This is a genomic window from uncultured Alistipes sp., from assembly GCF_902388705.1.
In the GTDB taxonomy this organism is placed as follows: Bacteria; Bacteroidota; Bacteroidia; order Bacteroidales; family Rikenellaceae; genus Alistipes.
Genome location: NZ_CABMQJ010000004.1, coordinates 47,226 through 63,103 on the forward strand (window position 1 = coordinate 47,226; position 15,878 = coordinate 63,103).

Below are 15,878 nucleotides of genomic sequence, written 5' to 3' on the forward strand. Positions count from 1 at the left end.
TTACTGCTTTTTCTTGTCCCACAAATGTATCGTCATGCCGAAATTGATGGCTGCGACGTTGAGCCGGAAACGCATGTTCGAGGCTTTGCGCGAGCCGACCTTGTTGCCGTCGGCGTCTTTCTGCGTTACGCTGCTGTACTGTATGCCTCCCAACCCGAACGAAATCGTCGCGCACACGTTGGGGAAGATATAGACGGCTGCTCCCGGATTAAACGAAAGTTTTACCTGCGTATTGTCACTGTACGTACGATTCGGCGCTCCGCCCTCTTTGTGGTCGGGGTCGTAGGCGAAGTTCGAGGTACCTGTCGAGAGGGCTAGTTCGAATTCGGCGAAGAGCCCGAAACGCCCCTTGGGGTCGAGTCCCGCATACGAGCGGTGGAAGATGCCGAACGAGTAGTTGTCGCTCGAAAGGTCGATGTAGGGCAGCTGCCCCGAGAGGTCGTTGCCCTCGCCTGCGTCGAAATAGGAGTTGTCGAGCGTTCCGCCCATGTGGCGGTAGCCGAAGCGGACGCCGATGCAGTTGTTGTCGCGGTAGAAATAGCCGATGAAGGGCTTGACCGTAGCGACGCTGCCGTCGGCGTTGATATTGTCCAGGATGAGCATGATGTCCGTGTCGTCGCTCGAAAGCGTGCCGTACGAGGCGGTCAGTCCGACCATTACTTCGCCCTTGTAGGCGAACTTGAGCTTGTTGATTTCACGGTCCATGCGTTTGCGCGTAGGCAGGAAGCGCTCCACACGGGGCTGCTTCTGCTTTTTCGGGGTGACGCTCGCCGAAGCGGGAATCATATACGCTTCGTTGGCCGGCCTGCTTTTTTCAGCCGCGGTTTCGTCGTCCTTTGCGGCCTGTTCCTGTCGTGCGGCTGCGGTTTCGTCCGCCGCAGGCCGTATTTCTTCGCTGGCCGCCGTTCCGGCCTGCCGTGCGGCGGGAAGGGCGTGTCCGGTTTCCGCAGCGGCACCGAGCGTGATGAATACCGATAAGATGGGAAGTATAATTCGTTTCATGTGCGTGCCGTTTTTTAGAGATAGAATGCCATGCCGAGGCCTATCGAGAAGATATTGACCTTGAAGTTCATCATGCTGACGTCGCGTTTGCCGACAATCACCTGGTTGTGCACCTGTTTGGTATGGGTGTACGTGATGCCCATTACGCCGACGTTGACCTCGACGGCCATGTTGTTCGTCGCGAAGGCGATGATGCCGGGCGAAATGCCCAGCGACAGGGTATACCCTGTTTCATAGGTGCCTTTCACCGGGGAATCCTTGGCGAAGCTGGCCTGCGTGCCTCCGCCCGCCAGCTGCATCTCGTTGAAGAGCGCGAAACGTTTGTTGCGGCCCAGCGGAATGTATTGCCGCCAGATAACGGCCACCGAGTAGCTGTGGCGCAGCGAGTAATAGTCGTTCACCGCGAAGTTGAGGTCGGAATCCTCGCCGCCGAGGTTCAGGTCTGCCTTGTCGAGCTTGAGCAGCGAGCGCGAATAGATGAAACGTCCTCCGAGCGCCATGTTGTCGCGGAAAGCATAGGCGATCATCGGGCTGACGCGGAACGTGTAGCCTTTGGAGTCGATTCCCTCGACCACGAGGAACCGGTAGGTTTCGTTCGAGTGGGTCGAATAGGAGGCCGTACCTCCGAAAATCCACTGTCCGCGCGGCACGAAGAGGTTGTGCGTATCGGTCAGGCCGCGTTCCTGCCGCATTTCGTTGATAGTTTTCGCACGGACGAGCGTATCCGCATTCTGGACTGTCGTTTCCGCCTGCTGTGCGCAGACCGGAATGGCTGCCCACAACGTCAGGAACAACATCGATAGTTTGAGTTTGTGCATAAGATATGCTTTTCGTTTAATCATTAATAAACCCATTCGAAATCATCGGCGTAGAGATGATTGGTCGTGCATCCGTTGAAGAAATCTCCGTAGGCGTTCGCCGCGCAGGAAATTACGATTGTGTAGCTGCCGGTGGGAGCCGGGGCTTCCGTATCGTACCAATGGATTTCCAGTGCGTCGTCCGACGAAACCAACTCATCGCCCGCAGTCGTTTCCGTGAGCCACATCGATGCATAACCGAGTATTTTTCCTTCGGTTACGACGTCGGGCCCTTGCTCGGGATCCCACGAGCCGGTGCAACTCGAGCCGGAGAAACCGAATTTGGACGCTACCGTATGTTGGCTGTCCCAATCGACGATGGCTACGAATATACGCGCTTTATCCTGTTCCCCCTTTTGCAGCGGCCCGCCTGCATTGTTGTAATCGACAGTTCCAACTTTTGCATGGTATTTCACACGCATCATGCGCGGACGGGCGGTATATGTGTAATTCTGTCCGAATTTTACCGTACCCGTCATACTTGCATAGTTGAAAGTTCCGGTAAACAGGTTGCCTGCTGCGATTGTCACGAACTGCTTCGACGACTGCATCAGGGCATAGTGGTTGTCACCGGCCGCACCTTGTGTGCAAAGGGATTTGGTCAGCGAGTTATTGCCGCTGCCCCAGAAGGTCGTCGTTTTGCTGCCGTTTTCTGTGAAACAGGGCAGGGCCGCATCTTCCATATCGCCGTTCGGGATAATATCCCCTTCGCCGGTGCTGAATTCGCCCGAGGCCACGGTGCCCGAATTTATCAGGAGTTGGTACTCGTAGGTTTTCCGTGCGAAAACTCCCGTTGCCGGGTCGACGTTGTGGATTGCGATACCGGCGGCATTCTGGCCGGCAGTCCAAGCCGGGTTGATGGTCGCGGTAAACATGCCGTCGGCATCCGGTGCGCTCAAATCGGCGTCTTTCCAGCCGGCGCTGCCTTTTATGCGGTATTGCACTTTCGTATCGGCGAAATCCGAAGCGGCCACGGCGGCGGTCAGCGTCGCCGTGTTTTTCCACAGGTCGGCGTCCTCGTTGTAGGCAATCGCGTTCAGGCGTGAACTGTGGAATCTTATCGGCTGCGTAACCACATTGTCGGCGTTGTCCGTCACCTCGAGTGTGAACGTGTGGTTCTCGGACGGCTTCTCGGACACCAGCAGAATCAGCGGAACCAGCGTCGAAATGTCGACCGTGGCCTCCGGCTGGTTGACGACCCTGTCGCCGACCGGAAATCCGAAACCGGATAATACCGATGCCATCTGCTCGGTTGCGGGATTAACCAAATCCATTTCAGCAGCCAATCCGACTTCTTCCAGCAAACTCTTCCCCCCCCCGATAGGCTCGGTCAGGGCTGCCGATTCGATTTTGACCTTGAATTGCTTGATGCCCCGGTCAGCGAGTATCCTGATACGTACGTCCATCTGGTCTTTGATCTCATGCACTTTGTCGATGTCGTCGCCGATCCACAGCGCCGACGGCCCGGCCAGCTCTTCCCATCCGGTCAGGGCATTCTCCTTTTTATACAGTTTACCGGTTTCGAGCGGTTTGCCCGTACGGTCTACCGTGAACGACGCCTTGTGGTTTTCGGTTCTTGCCGTAACCGTAAATACGCCGTATTCGCCGGGGAGGATGTTGAAAAACGCTTTGAAATCGGCGGCCGAAGGTTCGCTCCCGGCTTCGTAGCTCGTGGTGATCGTATTCGACGGCCATGCGTCCGAGGCGTCCGAAAGTTTCGCGCCGGCTTCTGCCGGGTCGAACTTACCCTCGAGGTTGTATTTGAACATAAGGCTGCTCGCGGCGATACTCCTGTCCGCAGAGAGGGTTACCGAAGTGACTTTCTCCGATTTGACAGCCGCATCTTCCGTCGACAGGTCCAGGTAGACGATCGAAGTCAGGCGGTGCATGGAGAACCGTACCGCGTTGCCGGCGTTGTCCATGCCCGGCTCGGCGTCGGTGTATTCGAGCATGTCGGCTACCATCGCATCGTAGGCTCCGTTGAAGTCGTTGCCGTTTTGGGTGCGTGCGCCGCCGAAAGGAACGTAGGCCATTGTTGTGCCGCTTTCCGTACCGTCGAAATAGGGGTAGAACGCCCGGTATTTCCATGCGCCTTTGGCCGACGAGGTCAGGCTGCCGGAAAATGCATTGCCGTCATAGGCGAATTTCAGAAGTCCCTCCTCCTTGTCCGGGGCGGTCGCATTGACGCCGATATTGTCCGACGTATCCCACTTGCCCGTAAATTTGTCGATTCCGATTTCAATGCTCGAACGGGTCAGTTCTTCGTCCGGGATTTCGGCATAGAACGATACCCGGGTTTTGTCGGCGGGGCAGGTCGTGGGCCCTTCGACGTCGTCCGTACAGCTCACGAACGCTGATGCAGAGGCGGCGATGAGCAGGGTTGCCTTATGGAGATAATTCATAGTAGCGTGGTTTTGTGCTTAATAACTTAAAAATCTTCGATGTCGCCGCCGGGGAAATCGGTGCCCGGATCGGGAGGCGTGGCGCCTACGCGGAACATCAGTGTTTTGATTGTCGTGTTGTTGCTGTTGTCGGTGACGGTGATTTTGAAATCATAGTCGCCGTCGCCGAACATGCTCAACAGCGGAATGAATTCGGAGATATCGAAAGATACGCTCTTCTGTTTGGCATCCTCGCCGGTGGGGAAGCCCAGGGTTTTCAGCATCTCCTCCGTAGTTCCGGGATTGACCAGATCGAGGTGCTGTCCGAGCTGCATATCTTCCAGGGCCTGGATGAATTCGGGGGTGCCGGTAATGTCCACGGTCAGGCCGCTGATGCCGCTGCCGGCCGTGATGGAAACCTCGATTACCATGTTCTCGACGACGTCGTAACGCTGGTCGATGTCATAGTCTTTCCATACGATTTCGGGCTGGGACTCGATGACGATGTCCGGGCATATTTTTCGCCATTGGCCCGCTTTGACCCCTTCGATCGTTTCCTGTATGTCGATAGGGGTCTGGCCTAAAGAGCCGGTGATTTTCAGGGACAGGGAGTTGGTAAGGGCCGGTGCCTTGAAATAGGCGGCGCGCGTTTCGTCTTTGGCGATGGTCAGCGTGTTCGCCCCGATGGTGACTTCGGCTTTGGTGTCTTCACCGAGCTGGCCGGAGATCTCCGCGGGGTATTCCACCGAAACCTTGATGTTCGCGAGCGTGCAGGTGAGGTCGGTTACCGATACCGTTTTCTCCCGCTCGATGGCAACAAACCGCTCCCCTGCATAGGCGGGCGTATCCCAGCCTGCTTCGGGAATCTCGCCGGAGATGGCTTTGAGCGTATAGCTGCCGGCCGGCAGTTCGATGGCCGTTGCGGGCTTTTCAGCGTACCTGAATTCCCGAACTTTGGTGTCCGCGGCGTCGTAGATGGCGATGGAGAAATCATTCGTATCCGGGGCTTCCTCCTCCGCGCGGGTCTGCGAGGTTATCGTTTCCGTGTCGGTGACGATATGCAGGGCCAGGCTCGATACATCCACATATCCGCTTGTCCGGGGCGGTTCGGGAGTCTCGCCGTTATCCTTTTTGTAATTGGGTTCTTCGTCCTTGCAGCCTGTCAGGAGGAGGCTTGCCGCAAGGAGAACCGCCAAGAGGGTGGGGGATAATTTCATATCGATAATTAAAGTGATGTTTTGAATTTACTTTCGCAACGGTATTTCTGGCCGTGACTTTTGGGGGAAAGTACATAGCCATAATATTGTGCAAAAATAACGACAGTTCCTAAAAGGTAGAAATAAATTCAACGAACTACCGGAATTTCATCATGAAAACTCCGATTGCCTCTCCGATATGTCCGATTCCGTTCCGTTTTTGATGCGGCCGGCCGGCGCATATGACAAAAAAGCCTCCCCGCGGTCGCAGGGAGGTTCGGGATAACGTATAGATTTTGTGTAACGGGTGTCGATAGGTGATTAATAAACCCATTCGAAGTCGTCTACGGTCAGATCGTTGCTTGTACTTCCGCAAAGATAATCACCATAGATGCTGGCAGCACAGGAAATAACCAGATATGATTTCTTATCGTGTCCCGGTTTATTTACTTTATCGTTATAAACGATAGGAATCGTTACTTCAGTCCATTCTGCGTGGGTTTCGCCGATTTGCAGGTCGCCGTACCCGATGACTTCTCCTTCGCTGGCTTGCCTGTCGGGATCTGTCGGGTCGAAATAGGTCGATTCTTTGGTTGTATCGACGGTGTGCTGTCCCGACCAGTTGCACAGGCAGACGAAAATGCGGGCTTTATCGATGTCCGATTCCGTTACACCGGTCTTACTGCCGATATAATTAATATTGCCGACCGTGTTTTTATATTTCAACTTAAGGCCGGTTGGGCGAGCGGTAAATTCATATTCTTTTCCGAATTTGACTTGAGCGCCTTGACCTCCTACTACTACGATTTTTCCAAAATCGCCTACAAATAAATTTCCGGCACCAAATTTATTTATAGATACAATATATTTACCGTCAATTTGTTGTGATTTCAGATATGCAGCTTTACCAGTGCCATTATCTATAGGAACGGTTAAGTTGACTTTAGTTTTTGTCGCATTATCTGTAATCAAAGATGTTCCCGGATTGCCTGTTGCCCAAAGGTTGCCTGTAGAGTCATCTGAATGGGGATACCAAGCATTTTTAGTATTAAAATACCACGTGTCCATATTCCCATTGGCAATCGTCATTCCGGGTTTCATGGTAAATTGCCCTGTATAGTCAGAGCCGTCAACAGATAATTTATAGTCGTATGTGTTGCTTGCGAACACGCCTTTCTCCGGATTGATTTGATAACACGGCGTAACCGAGGCGTCGGCTACTGTTTCCCATTCCGGTTCTATCGTTGCTGCTGTCTTGGCTGCATTGACGGTTGCGGTCTGCCATGTGGTGGATGTCGATTTTTTGTAATATACATTTACTGACGCGGCATCGGCGGGAATATTCTTCAATGTGAACGTCGCCGTGTTGGCCCATGGGTCTGCGGATGTCAAAGCGATTTTGGATGCATCGAAAATCAGCGATTGCTTTGTGGATTGTCCCGCAAGATCGGTGACGGTTACCTTGAACGTATGCTGGCAATAGATTTTACTGCTCTCGATGCCCATCTGATCGAGTACGAGAATCAGCGGAACGAGATTCGTGATATTGAATATACAAGTCTTCTGGTATTGGACATCTGTTGCGCAACTCAATTCTAAATCTTTATATAAAATACCCAGGCCAGGAATTTCCGTGTCGTTGAAAATATCCAATGTCGTAATACCTATTTCGTTTAAGGCCGGCGAGTCGATGTCGACTTTCAGTTCTCCAATACCACCCGGGACTACAATATTGACAGCGGCGGAATAATTAAGGCTCGAGCCTGTTTCATCCAATGTGATGTCGTGTATGTCGCCGATTTCCTTTCCGTCTTCTTTCGGCCATATGAGCGATGGGGCGGTGATGGCAGAGAATGTCATGTCGGCAATCTCCTTTTTATAAAGCGTGCCTGCCCTGAACGGATTGGCGTCGTCGTTGCGCCGTACGGTGACGGATCCAATCTGCTTGTCGCTGGTGATTACGTCGAATGTCAGGTTGTCGTAGTTGCCGGCAGGAACATTGAAGAAAGCCTCCACGGTGTTGGCAGCGCCTGTGCCGGATGTATATTGCAGCGCGATGACGTTCGATGACGCATTTTCGTTGAGCGCTGGTACTGTAGCGCTGCTACCGTCTTCGAGGCTGAAATCGAGGCTGGACGCCGAGAGTCGCTGCTCCGTTTTTCCCGAGGTCAGCAGCAGATATTTTACTTTGTCTGCGGGTGTTGTAACTGAAAAATTAAGGATCGAAGTGAGCCGGTGCAAGGTGAAGGTAACGGGTATGTTGTCGATTTTGCCCGCTTCGGTGTCGCTGGCGGTATATGCGACCGGTTCGGCAACCAAGGCGTCGAATTCGCTGTTAAAAATGTTGCCGGTCTGGGTACGCAGGTTCCCGAATGGAATGTTTGCCGTGGTGCCGGTTACCTTTGCATGGGGATAAAATGCATGGTACTTGCCGCTGCCGGGTTCGAAACCGTCGATTGTCGTATTTTCGAATGCGGCATCGGTCGTGTTATAGGAAAAGGCTGTGGCTTGAACCGTTGCCGTGCCGCCGTCTTTGACAGGTAGGATGCCCAGTGCATCTCCGGCTTCCCATTCGGCGGTGAAAACATTTTGACCGACATTGATATTTGCCCGGGTACCTTTGTCTTTGGGGTTGGCAGCGTAAACCTTGATGAATGATTCGTTTCCGGGTTCCGGTGTGGTGTCCGTTTCATCGAACTTGCTGCAACCGGTCAGTGCCGTGAAGGCTACTGAGTAGAATAGAAAAAAGTGGAGGAGTTTTTTCATGGCAGGCAGGTTTTAATATTCGTCCGAATAAATTTCGTCGTAACTCATCGGTGATACCGGCCCCCCTGGATTGGAATTATCGCCTGTTACTGCAAATCCCTTTTCAGCCTGAACTAAAATTACTTCAATGTGGGGCGATACATAAAATTTCCCCCCCCCTTTCGTGGTTGATACAATTCCCATGGTATGCAAAAGTTTAAAAGTGACAATACAAATGTAAGCGGGAAGGGGCCGACGTGAAAATAAATTCAATAAACTCCGGTATTTCAATCACGAAAACCCCGGTTTTTATCATTTTCCGTACCGGTGTGCCGGCCGGTTCCGGAATGGATTGTCAATCGTGTACAATCACCTGTGCGTTTGCCGGATACGACAAAAAAACCTCCCGCAGTTGCAGGGAGGTTCGGGATAACGTATAGATTTTTTGTAACGGATGTCGGAATAAGGCTAATATACCCATTCGAAATCGTCGACCCAGAGTTTATTCGTATAGGAGCCCGTCAGGTAATCCCCGAGGTAGCTGGTGGCACAGGAGATAATCATCGTGTAGTTGCCTGTCGGGGGTGCGTCCGTGCGTTGGTAGTACTGAATCGGGATATGGAGTTCCTCCATGCTGTCGCCCGTGCTTTCGGTCACGTAATAGGAGCCGTAGCCGATGATTTCGCCTTCGGGCTGGCTGCTTGCTGTTTCCGGGTCCCAGAACGTGTTCACATCGATTGAAGTACCTGATTTTACCGAATGCCGGGCGCTCCAGTCGATGATGCAGACGAAAATGCGGGCTTTGTCGATGTCATCCTTGGTCGCCGGTGCACTGTTGGCTACCTTGTCGATTTTGTTGATGGTCGCCGCATATTTCAGTTTCAGTCCGGTCGGTCGGGCGGAATAATCGTATTTCTGGCCGAACTGGGCATAGCCTACCGAACCGTCCATGGTGAAATCTCCCGTGAACAGGTTGCCCGCAGCGAATACGGAGAATACGTTCTGTGCGGAGAGCTCGGCGCAGGAAGTGCTGCCCCGGCCCGCTTTGTCCGTATTCTGCAGGCATAATTTCGCCGCTTTGCCGCCTGTGAGTGTCGCCATGTACGTGTTGTTGCCGCTGGCCCAGAACGTGTTGCCCGCTGCGTTCGGATCGGGAATCGTCTTGGATGCGTTGTCCGGGGCCGCTTTGGTGCCCCATCCTTCCATGTCGCCGTTTTCAATCGAATCCCCGCTGTTGTCCGCGGGTGTGAATTTTCCTGAATCCACTACTTCGTCGTTTACCTTGAGCCGGTACTCATAGGTGTTTTTGGCGAAGATGCCCGTCGTCGGATCGACCGTGTGAATCGTCAGTCCGCTCGGATTTACGTCTTCCGTCCAGTCCGGGGCTATCGTGGCCGTATGGCTGTCGTCGCTCCCTGCCGTGACGGTTGCCTCTTTCCACGCTTGCGTCCCGTCGATTCGGTACTCCAGTACCGGCTGCGTACCGGCGGTAACGTTGGTGATTGTCAGCGATGCCGTATTCTTCCACAGGTTTGCGTCGTTGTTATAGGTTGCGGCAGGCGCGGACGGTGTGCCCCCGGGAACGCGGAATGTCAGCGTCGTCAGTGCGGTGTTTCCCGCCAGGTCGGTCACGGTGACCTCGAAAATGTGGTCGCTGCCGGGGTCGGCTCCCGGGAGAATCATGATAAGGGGAACGAGCTGCGTGATGTCGAAGACCGTGCTCTTCTGGTACTGAATGGCTTTGCCGCTGCTCATGCCGGGCAGTTCCAATTCGTCGTTGAACAGGTTGAGCAGCTCGAGGTCGAGTCCGTTCCCATTCAGTGCCGCCGATGTAATCCGCACTTCGAGCCCGGCGATGCCGCCCGGCACGTCGATGGTGACGGCGGCGGAGTAGTCGAGGCTCGTCCCGCTCTCGTCGGTGGTGATTTCGTGTACTTCGTCGATGGCTTTACCGTCCTCGCCGGGCCATACGAACGTCGGTTGCGCGATATCGGAGAATTGCAGCCCGGTCGACAGCTGGTAGAGTTTGCCTGCAACGAGCTTCCGGTCGGGGTCGTTGCGCGTAAAGGATGCCGTGCCGATCTGTTTGGCCTCGGTGATTACGTCGAACGTCAGTTTGTCGTAATTGCCCGGCATGATGTTGAAGAATGCGTCGAGGGCATTGGCTGCCGGTGCGCTGCCGGATTCGAATCCGAGTGCGATGACGTTCGTGGCGTCCGTCGTGGTGAGGGCTGCGTCCGCACCGGCCTGCAGCAGGTCGAAATCGAGGCTTGCCGCCGAGATGGGCTGTGCCTTGTTCTCCGAGGTGAGCAGAACGTAGCGCACCTTGTCGCTGACGCCGCCGCTTTTCGACTCCAGGTTGAGAATCGAGGTGAGGCGGTGGAGGTTGAAACGTACGGTTTCGCCCTCGTCGGTCTTGCCCGGGGCGGCGTTCTGGAATGATGCCAGTTCGCCGGCCAGTGCGTCGTAGGCGCAATTGAATGCGTTGCCCTGCTGTGTCCGCAGGTTGCCGAACGGCACGCTGACCGTCTTGCCGTTCACGGTGGTGTGCGGATAGAATGCGAGGTAGCTCCAGTCGCCCGATTCGGAAGAGGGGAGCGAGCCCTCGAATGCGAATTCGCTGCTGTTGTAGACGAACCGCTGGAGGGGCGAATACGCTTCTGTTCCGGGGATGGACGGGAATACGCCCATGGCGTCTTCGTTTTCCCACACGCCGGTGAAAGTGGTCCCGTCGACGATGATTCCGGCCCGGGATTCGGGTTGGGCGGTAACCTCGGCGAGGAGTTGCACGTACGTGCCGTTGCCCGCGGGCGCCAGATCGTTCGTTTCATCGTAGCTGCTGCAACCTGCCAGCATGGCAGCCGCAGCAAGGATGGATAATGTCTTGTCGATGTTTTTCATGGCTGCGGCGCTTTATTCGTAATTCGTATAAAAGTCGTCGTAGCTCTGTGTGCCGACACTTACGGGCTCCACGTCGCCGCCTGGATAGGAGGTTGCAAACCCTTTCTCGGTCTGCACATCGATCTGTTCGAGCAGGGGCGCGACATAGCACGGCCTTCCCTCCCGATGGGTGGTTACTTTCTTCATAGTCAAATCTGTTAAATGCGTCGAGAGCAAAAATAGGATTCCCGGAGGGCGGATGAAAATAAATTCAACGAACCGGCGGATTTTTTCAACGAACCGATTGATTTGACAGGCGGCAATAGGGCTGAAACGGTTTGAAAAAGAGCGGAAGGGTTTACGTGATACACAAAAACGGCCGCCCGGAATCCCGGGCGGCCGCATACTGCGGAGGCAGGAGGGCTATTTCACGTATTTGTCGAGCCAGCCGAAGAACTCGCGGTTCCAGACGAGCGAGTTCTGGGGTTTGAAGACCTGGTGCGCCTCGTTTTCGAACTCGACCAGGCGGGCTGGAATACCCCGTACGCGTGCGGCGGTGAAAGCCTCCAGCGACTGCGTGTAGGGGATGCGGAAATCGTATTCGCCCGTGATAATCAGAATCGGCGTGTCCCATTTCTCGACGAACTTGTGCGGCGAGTTGGCGTAGGAGCGCTGCGCTACCTTGTTCGACTCGTCCCAGTAGGGGCCTCCGTAGTCGTTGTTGATGAAGAACAGTTCTTCGGTTTGGCCGTACATCGACTCGAAGTTGAAAATGCCGCAGTGCGAGATGAACGCCTTGAAACGCTTCTGGTGGCATCCTGCGAGGAAATAGACCGAATATCCGCCGTACGAAGCGCCTACGCAGCCCATGCGGGTTTCGTCGGCCCACGGCTCTTTGGCAACGTCGTCGATGGCCGAGAGGTAGTCGCGGATGTTTTGGCCCGAGTAGTCGCCCGAAATTTGGTCGAGCCACTCCTGTCCGAACGAGGGCAGGCCGCGGCGGTTGGGCGCCACGACGACGTAACCCTGCGCGGCCATCAACTGGAAGTTCCAGCGGTAGCTCCAGAACTGTGACACGACGCTCTGCGGGCCTCCCTGGCAGTAGAGCAGGGTGGGGTATTTCTTCGCAGGGTCGAAGTCGGGCGGCAGGATCACCCACGTCAGCATCTGTTTGCCGTCGGTAGTCTTGACCCAGCGCTTCTGCACCTCGCCCATTTTGATGTTGTCGTAAACCGGTTTGTTGATGGCCGAGAGCTGTGTCAGCTTGCCGTCTGCGGGGTCGATGCCGAAGAACTCCGTGGCCATCGAAATCGTGCACATTTCGGCGACGATTTTATCCCCGGCTTTCGAGAAAGCGTTGATGTCGTGGTCGCCGCGCGTCACCACCTCCACTTCGCCCACCGAGGGGGCGATGCGGCATATCTGGTGCGTCGCCTCGATCGGGGCGATGAAGTAAATCAGGTCGTTGCCGTCCCAGACGACGTTCATGGCGTTGTAGTCGAAATCCTCGGTCAGGTCTTGCAGGTCACCCGTACGGCAATCGTACAGGAACAGGCGGGCCTTGTCCGACTCGTTGCCGGCCCGGCGCTGCGAGAGGAATGCGATTTTCGTGTCGTCGGGCGACCAGACGGGGTATTTGTCGTAGCCGGCCATGACGGCCATGTCCGATACGATTGGCTCCCCGGTGTTGACGTTGACCGGTTTGCAGATATTCTGCGTCAGGCCGCTTTCGAGTACATAGACGAAGATATCCGAGTCGGTCGATTCGGCGTATTGGGTTCCGGTGAGCGGTTTGCAGGTGTAGGCCAGCATCGTTCCGGCATTGTTCCACGCGATTTCGGCCATGTCGAAATAGGGGGCCAGCGGAGCGTCCCACTGTGCGTCGGGCATGATGTCCGTGCCTCCCGTCACGAGGCCCTTGCCCAGTTCGCCGATGAAGATGTGGCGGTAGGAGCCTTCATCCCAGTAGTTCCAGTGGCGGGCCATCAAATCGTCGTAGATGCGGGCTTTCGATTTCGGCATGTCTTCGTAGACGTCCGACGATTTGCGCCGTGCCGTCTGCACGGCCTGCACCCACCAGATGTGCTTTTCATCGGGGCTGACACCGAAGCCTTCGACCTCGGGAACACCCTCGCTTTTGCCGCTGCCCGTTATCTGGGCCGCATCGCCGCCCGCGGCGTTCATCCGCCACACCTGCATCGAGCCGCTGCGGTCGGAGAGAAAGTAGATTTTCTGTCCGTCGGCACTCCATTTGGGGTCGGCGTTGTTCGATGCCGTGTCGGTGAGGCGCGTCACGGCGCCCGAGGCCATGTCCTGTACCCGTATGGTCGTCACGCCGCGGTTCTGGGCCATGTTGTAGTCGGTCTGCGCATAGAGGAGCGTTTTGCCGTCGGGCGAGAGCGACGAGGAGCCTGCGCGGCTCATTTTCCACATCACCTCGGGGGTGAGCCTGCCTGCGGCGATTTCGTCGGCCGTCAGGGCGTTGTCGATTGGAAGGGGCTGCGGACGCTTATCGTCGCATGCGCCCAGTCCCACAGCTGCAATAGCCATAAAAAGGAATAATTTTTTCATTTCAGTCCGGGTTTCTTCTATTTATTCGTATTTTTGCGTTCAAATCAAACATGCATGGACCGTACCGTATATTTTGCAGATAAAGTCGTGATTTTCACCGCGGAAACTCCCGGTGACGGGTGTTGTGCCGTCGTGTCCGGGAGCGGCGGGGACGTATCACGAGCGAAGGTAACGAAAATTCTCGAATCGCACAACTGTGTGGCGGTCGTCGCGCCCGACCCCGAGCGGGCGTTCGCAGCCTTTGCCGAAGGGTTCACGCCGGTCGAGGCGGCGGGCGGCGTGGTTGTCAACGACCGCGGCGAGTGGCTGATGATGCGCCGCAACGGCCGCTGGGACTTGCCGAAAGGCCATCTCGAATGCGGCGAGCGGATGGAAGAGTGTGCCGCCCGCGAGGTGGAGGAGGAGACGGGCGTCAACTCCGAAGTGGTGCGCCCGCTCTGCGATACGCTGCACGCCTATTACTTCCCGAAGACCGGGCGCTGGGAGCTGAAACGCACCCATTGGTACGAACTGCACACGGCGGGATGCGACAGTCTTACGCCCCAGACCGAGGAGGGAATCGAGTGTGTCGCGTGGTGTACGCCCGCCGAGGTCGCCGACCACCTGCGCGATGCTTTTCCCACGATACGTTGTGTGGCGGCGGCCATGGCGGAACCGTGCGTGCGGCGATAGGGCGAAAGCAATGCCGCAGCGTGGGCGGCCGGGCTGGATGCGATTCGCTGTAACGGCAGAATAAAAGGGCCGGAGCATTGCTCCGGCCCTTTTGCTCTCCCCTGCCGGATAGTCCGTGCTGCGGGAAGCACTTCTGTGTTTCAGGCGAACAGGTCGTTGAGCGACTCGCTCATGCTCGGGTGCGTGTAGATCGAATTGCTCACCTCGCGTGCCGTGATGCCGTGTTTCATGGCCATGGCGACGGTATTGATGACTTCGCTCGATTCGGGCCCGAAGAGCGTGCAGCCCAGTATCAGATCGGTTTTCGCATCGATTACGGCTTTGAGCACGCCCTCTGCCGAGCCCAGTATCCGCGAACGCGGGAACGAGGCGACGGCAATCGTGTTGACGCGGATGTCGAGCCCTGCTTTGCGGGCCTCCTCCTCGTGCATGCCTACGTGCGAGAGGGGCGGATCGATGAAGACCGAATAGGGTACTGGGCCCCGGTTGGCGGTCGTCCGCTCGCCGCGGCCGAACAGTTCGTCCCGTACGATCCGGTAGTCGTCGAGCGAAACGTAGGTGAACTGCAGGCCGCCCGTTACGTCGCCTACGGCATAGATGCGGGGCGCTGTCGTGTGCAGGTGCCCGTCGACTTTGATTGCGCCCCGTTCGGTCGTTTCCACGCCTGCCGCTGCAAGGTTCAGCCCCTCCGTCGCAGGCCTGCGTCCCGTGGCGAGCAGTACCGCATCGGCTGTAATTTCGTAATTCCCGCCGGTCTGTCCATCGGTGACCGTGACGCTTACGCCCTGTGCGGTGTCGCGTACAGGGCCGACTTTGGCCTGCATGCGGAATGCGATGCCTCGCTTTTCCAGCACCTGCTGCACGGCGGCCGCGACGTCGCGGTCTTCGCGCGGAATCAGTTCCGCGAATCCTTCGAGTACGGTGACTTTCGAGCCGAACGAGGCGTACATCGAGGCGAATTCCAGCCCGATATATCCTCCGCCTACGATAACCAGGTGCCGCGGCAGCTCTTCGAGCTCCATAATCGAGGTGCTCGTGTAGACCCGTTTGCTCTGCGCGATGCCGTCTATGGGCGGCAGCGCCGTTTCTGCGCCGGTGTTGATGAAGATGTATTTGCCGGTTACCTCCTGCGTCCCCGCCGCGGTTTTCACGGCTACGACTTCCGGCGACAGGAAACCGCCCTGGCCCGTCAGCACGTCGATACGGCCGTTGTCGGCCAGCTTGTGGTAGTTCTTGTCCCGCAGCAAATCGACCAGTGTAGTTTTCGAGGCGACGGCCTGCCTGTAATAGTCGCGCCGTTGTTCGAAAGTCTGCGGATGCCCGGCTGCCGCCATTCCGGCGCTGTGAATCAGGGCCTTGGTCGGTATGCAGCCGATGTTGATGCAGGTTCCCCCGTACATTGTGTCCGAGCGTTCGATCATGGCGACGCTCCAGCCATGCCCTGCCAGCTCCGAAGCGAGGGTCTTGCCTGCTTTGCCGAAGCCGATAATGACAGCATCATACTTTTTCATAACTTGTTTTTTAGTACTCCGTCGTGCGGTGCACAGCGCCGTTTGCCGGGATATGTTTTCCAA

At 56.1% G+C, this 15,878-nt stretch carries 11 protein-coding genes; 1 reads left to right on the plus strand and 10 read right to left on the minus strand.

Annotated features, from left to right (window positions below):
• From QZT71_RS02405 to QZT71_RS02445, 9 genes are all read right to left on the minus strand, one after another.
• Positions 1–1,002 (minus strand): hypothetical protein, encoded by a 1,002-nt coding sequence (locus tag QZT71_RS02405; RefSeq protein WP_295911918.1) that lies wholly within the window; start codon positions 1,000–1,002, stop codon positions 1–3.
• A 14-nt stretch (positions 1,003–1,016) separates the two neighbouring features.
• On the minus strand, positions 1,017–1,820 hold the full coding sequence (locus QZT71_RS02410) for a hypothetical protein (RefSeq protein WP_295911920.1): 804 nt from the start codon (positions 1,818–1,820) through the stop codon (positions 1,017–1,019).
• Positions 1,821–1,843: 23 nt separating this feature from the next.
• The gene (locus tag QZT71_RS02415) at positions 1,844–4,261 is read right to left on the minus strand and encodes a PCMD domain-containing protein (RefSeq protein WP_295911923.1); all 2,418 of its coding nucleotides are present in this window, start codon (positions 4,259–4,261) and stop codon (positions 1,844–1,846) included.
• A gap of 26 nt (positions 4,262–4,287) precedes the next feature.
• Positions 4,288–5,457, minus strand: a complete 1,170-nt coding sequence (locus tag QZT71_RS02420) for a DUF4493 domain-containing protein (protein WP_295911927.1) — start codon at positions 5,455–5,457, stop codon at positions 4,288–4,290.
• A 300-nt stretch (positions 5,458–5,757) separates the two neighbouring features.
• The gene (locus tag QZT71_RS02425; protein WP_295911929.1) at positions 5,758–8,202 is read right to left on the minus strand and encodes a PCMD domain-containing protein; all 2,445 of its coding nucleotides are present in this window, start codon (positions 8,200–8,202) and stop codon (positions 5,758–5,760) included.
• 12 nt (positions 8,203–8,214) lie between these two features.
• Positions 8,215–8,385 carry a hypothetical protein gene (locus QZT71_RS02430; RefSeq protein WP_295911931.1) on the minus strand — a complete coding sequence of 57 codons (171 nt, stop codon included), beginning with the start codon at positions 8,383–8,385 and terminating at the stop codon, positions 8,215–8,217.
• A 264-nt stretch (positions 8,386–8,649) separates the two neighbouring features.
• Positions 8,650–11,082: a PCMD domain-containing protein gene (locus QZT71_RS02435; protein WP_295911933.1), complete on the minus strand. Its 2,433-nt coding sequence runs from the start codon at positions 11,080–11,082 to the stop codon at positions 8,650–8,652.
• Between the two features lie 12 nt (positions 11,083–11,094).
• Positions 11,095–11,268, minus strand: a complete 174-nt coding sequence (locus QZT71_RS02440) for a hypothetical protein (RefSeq protein ID WP_295911936.1) — start codon at positions 11,266–11,268, stop codon at positions 11,095–11,097.
• Positions 11,269–11,484: 216 nt separating this feature from the next.
• Positions 11,485–13,611 (minus strand): S9 family peptidase, encoded by a 2,127-nt coding sequence (locus QZT71_RS02445; protein ID WP_295911937.1) that lies wholly within the window; start codon positions 13,609–13,611, stop codon positions 11,485–11,487.
• Positions 13,612–13,686: 75 nt separating this feature from the next.
• Between QZT71_RS02445 and QZT71_RS02450 the strand changes: the two genes are divergently transcribed.
• Complete coding sequence (locus QZT71_RS02450; protein ID WP_295911939.1) at positions 13,687–14,304, plus strand: NUDIX domain-containing protein; 618 nt, start codon at positions 13,687–13,689, stop codon at positions 14,302–14,304.
• A gap of 140 nt (positions 14,305–14,444) precedes the next feature.
• Here QZT71_RS02450 and QZT71_RS02455 read toward each other — a convergent pair whose 3' ends face one another.
• Complete coding sequence (locus tag QZT71_RS02455) at positions 14,445–15,815, minus strand: FAD-dependent oxidoreductase (RefSeq protein WP_295911940.1); 1,371 nt, start codon at positions 15,813–15,815, stop codon at positions 14,445–14,447.
• Between the last annotated feature and the right edge of the window lie 63 nt (positions 15,816–15,878).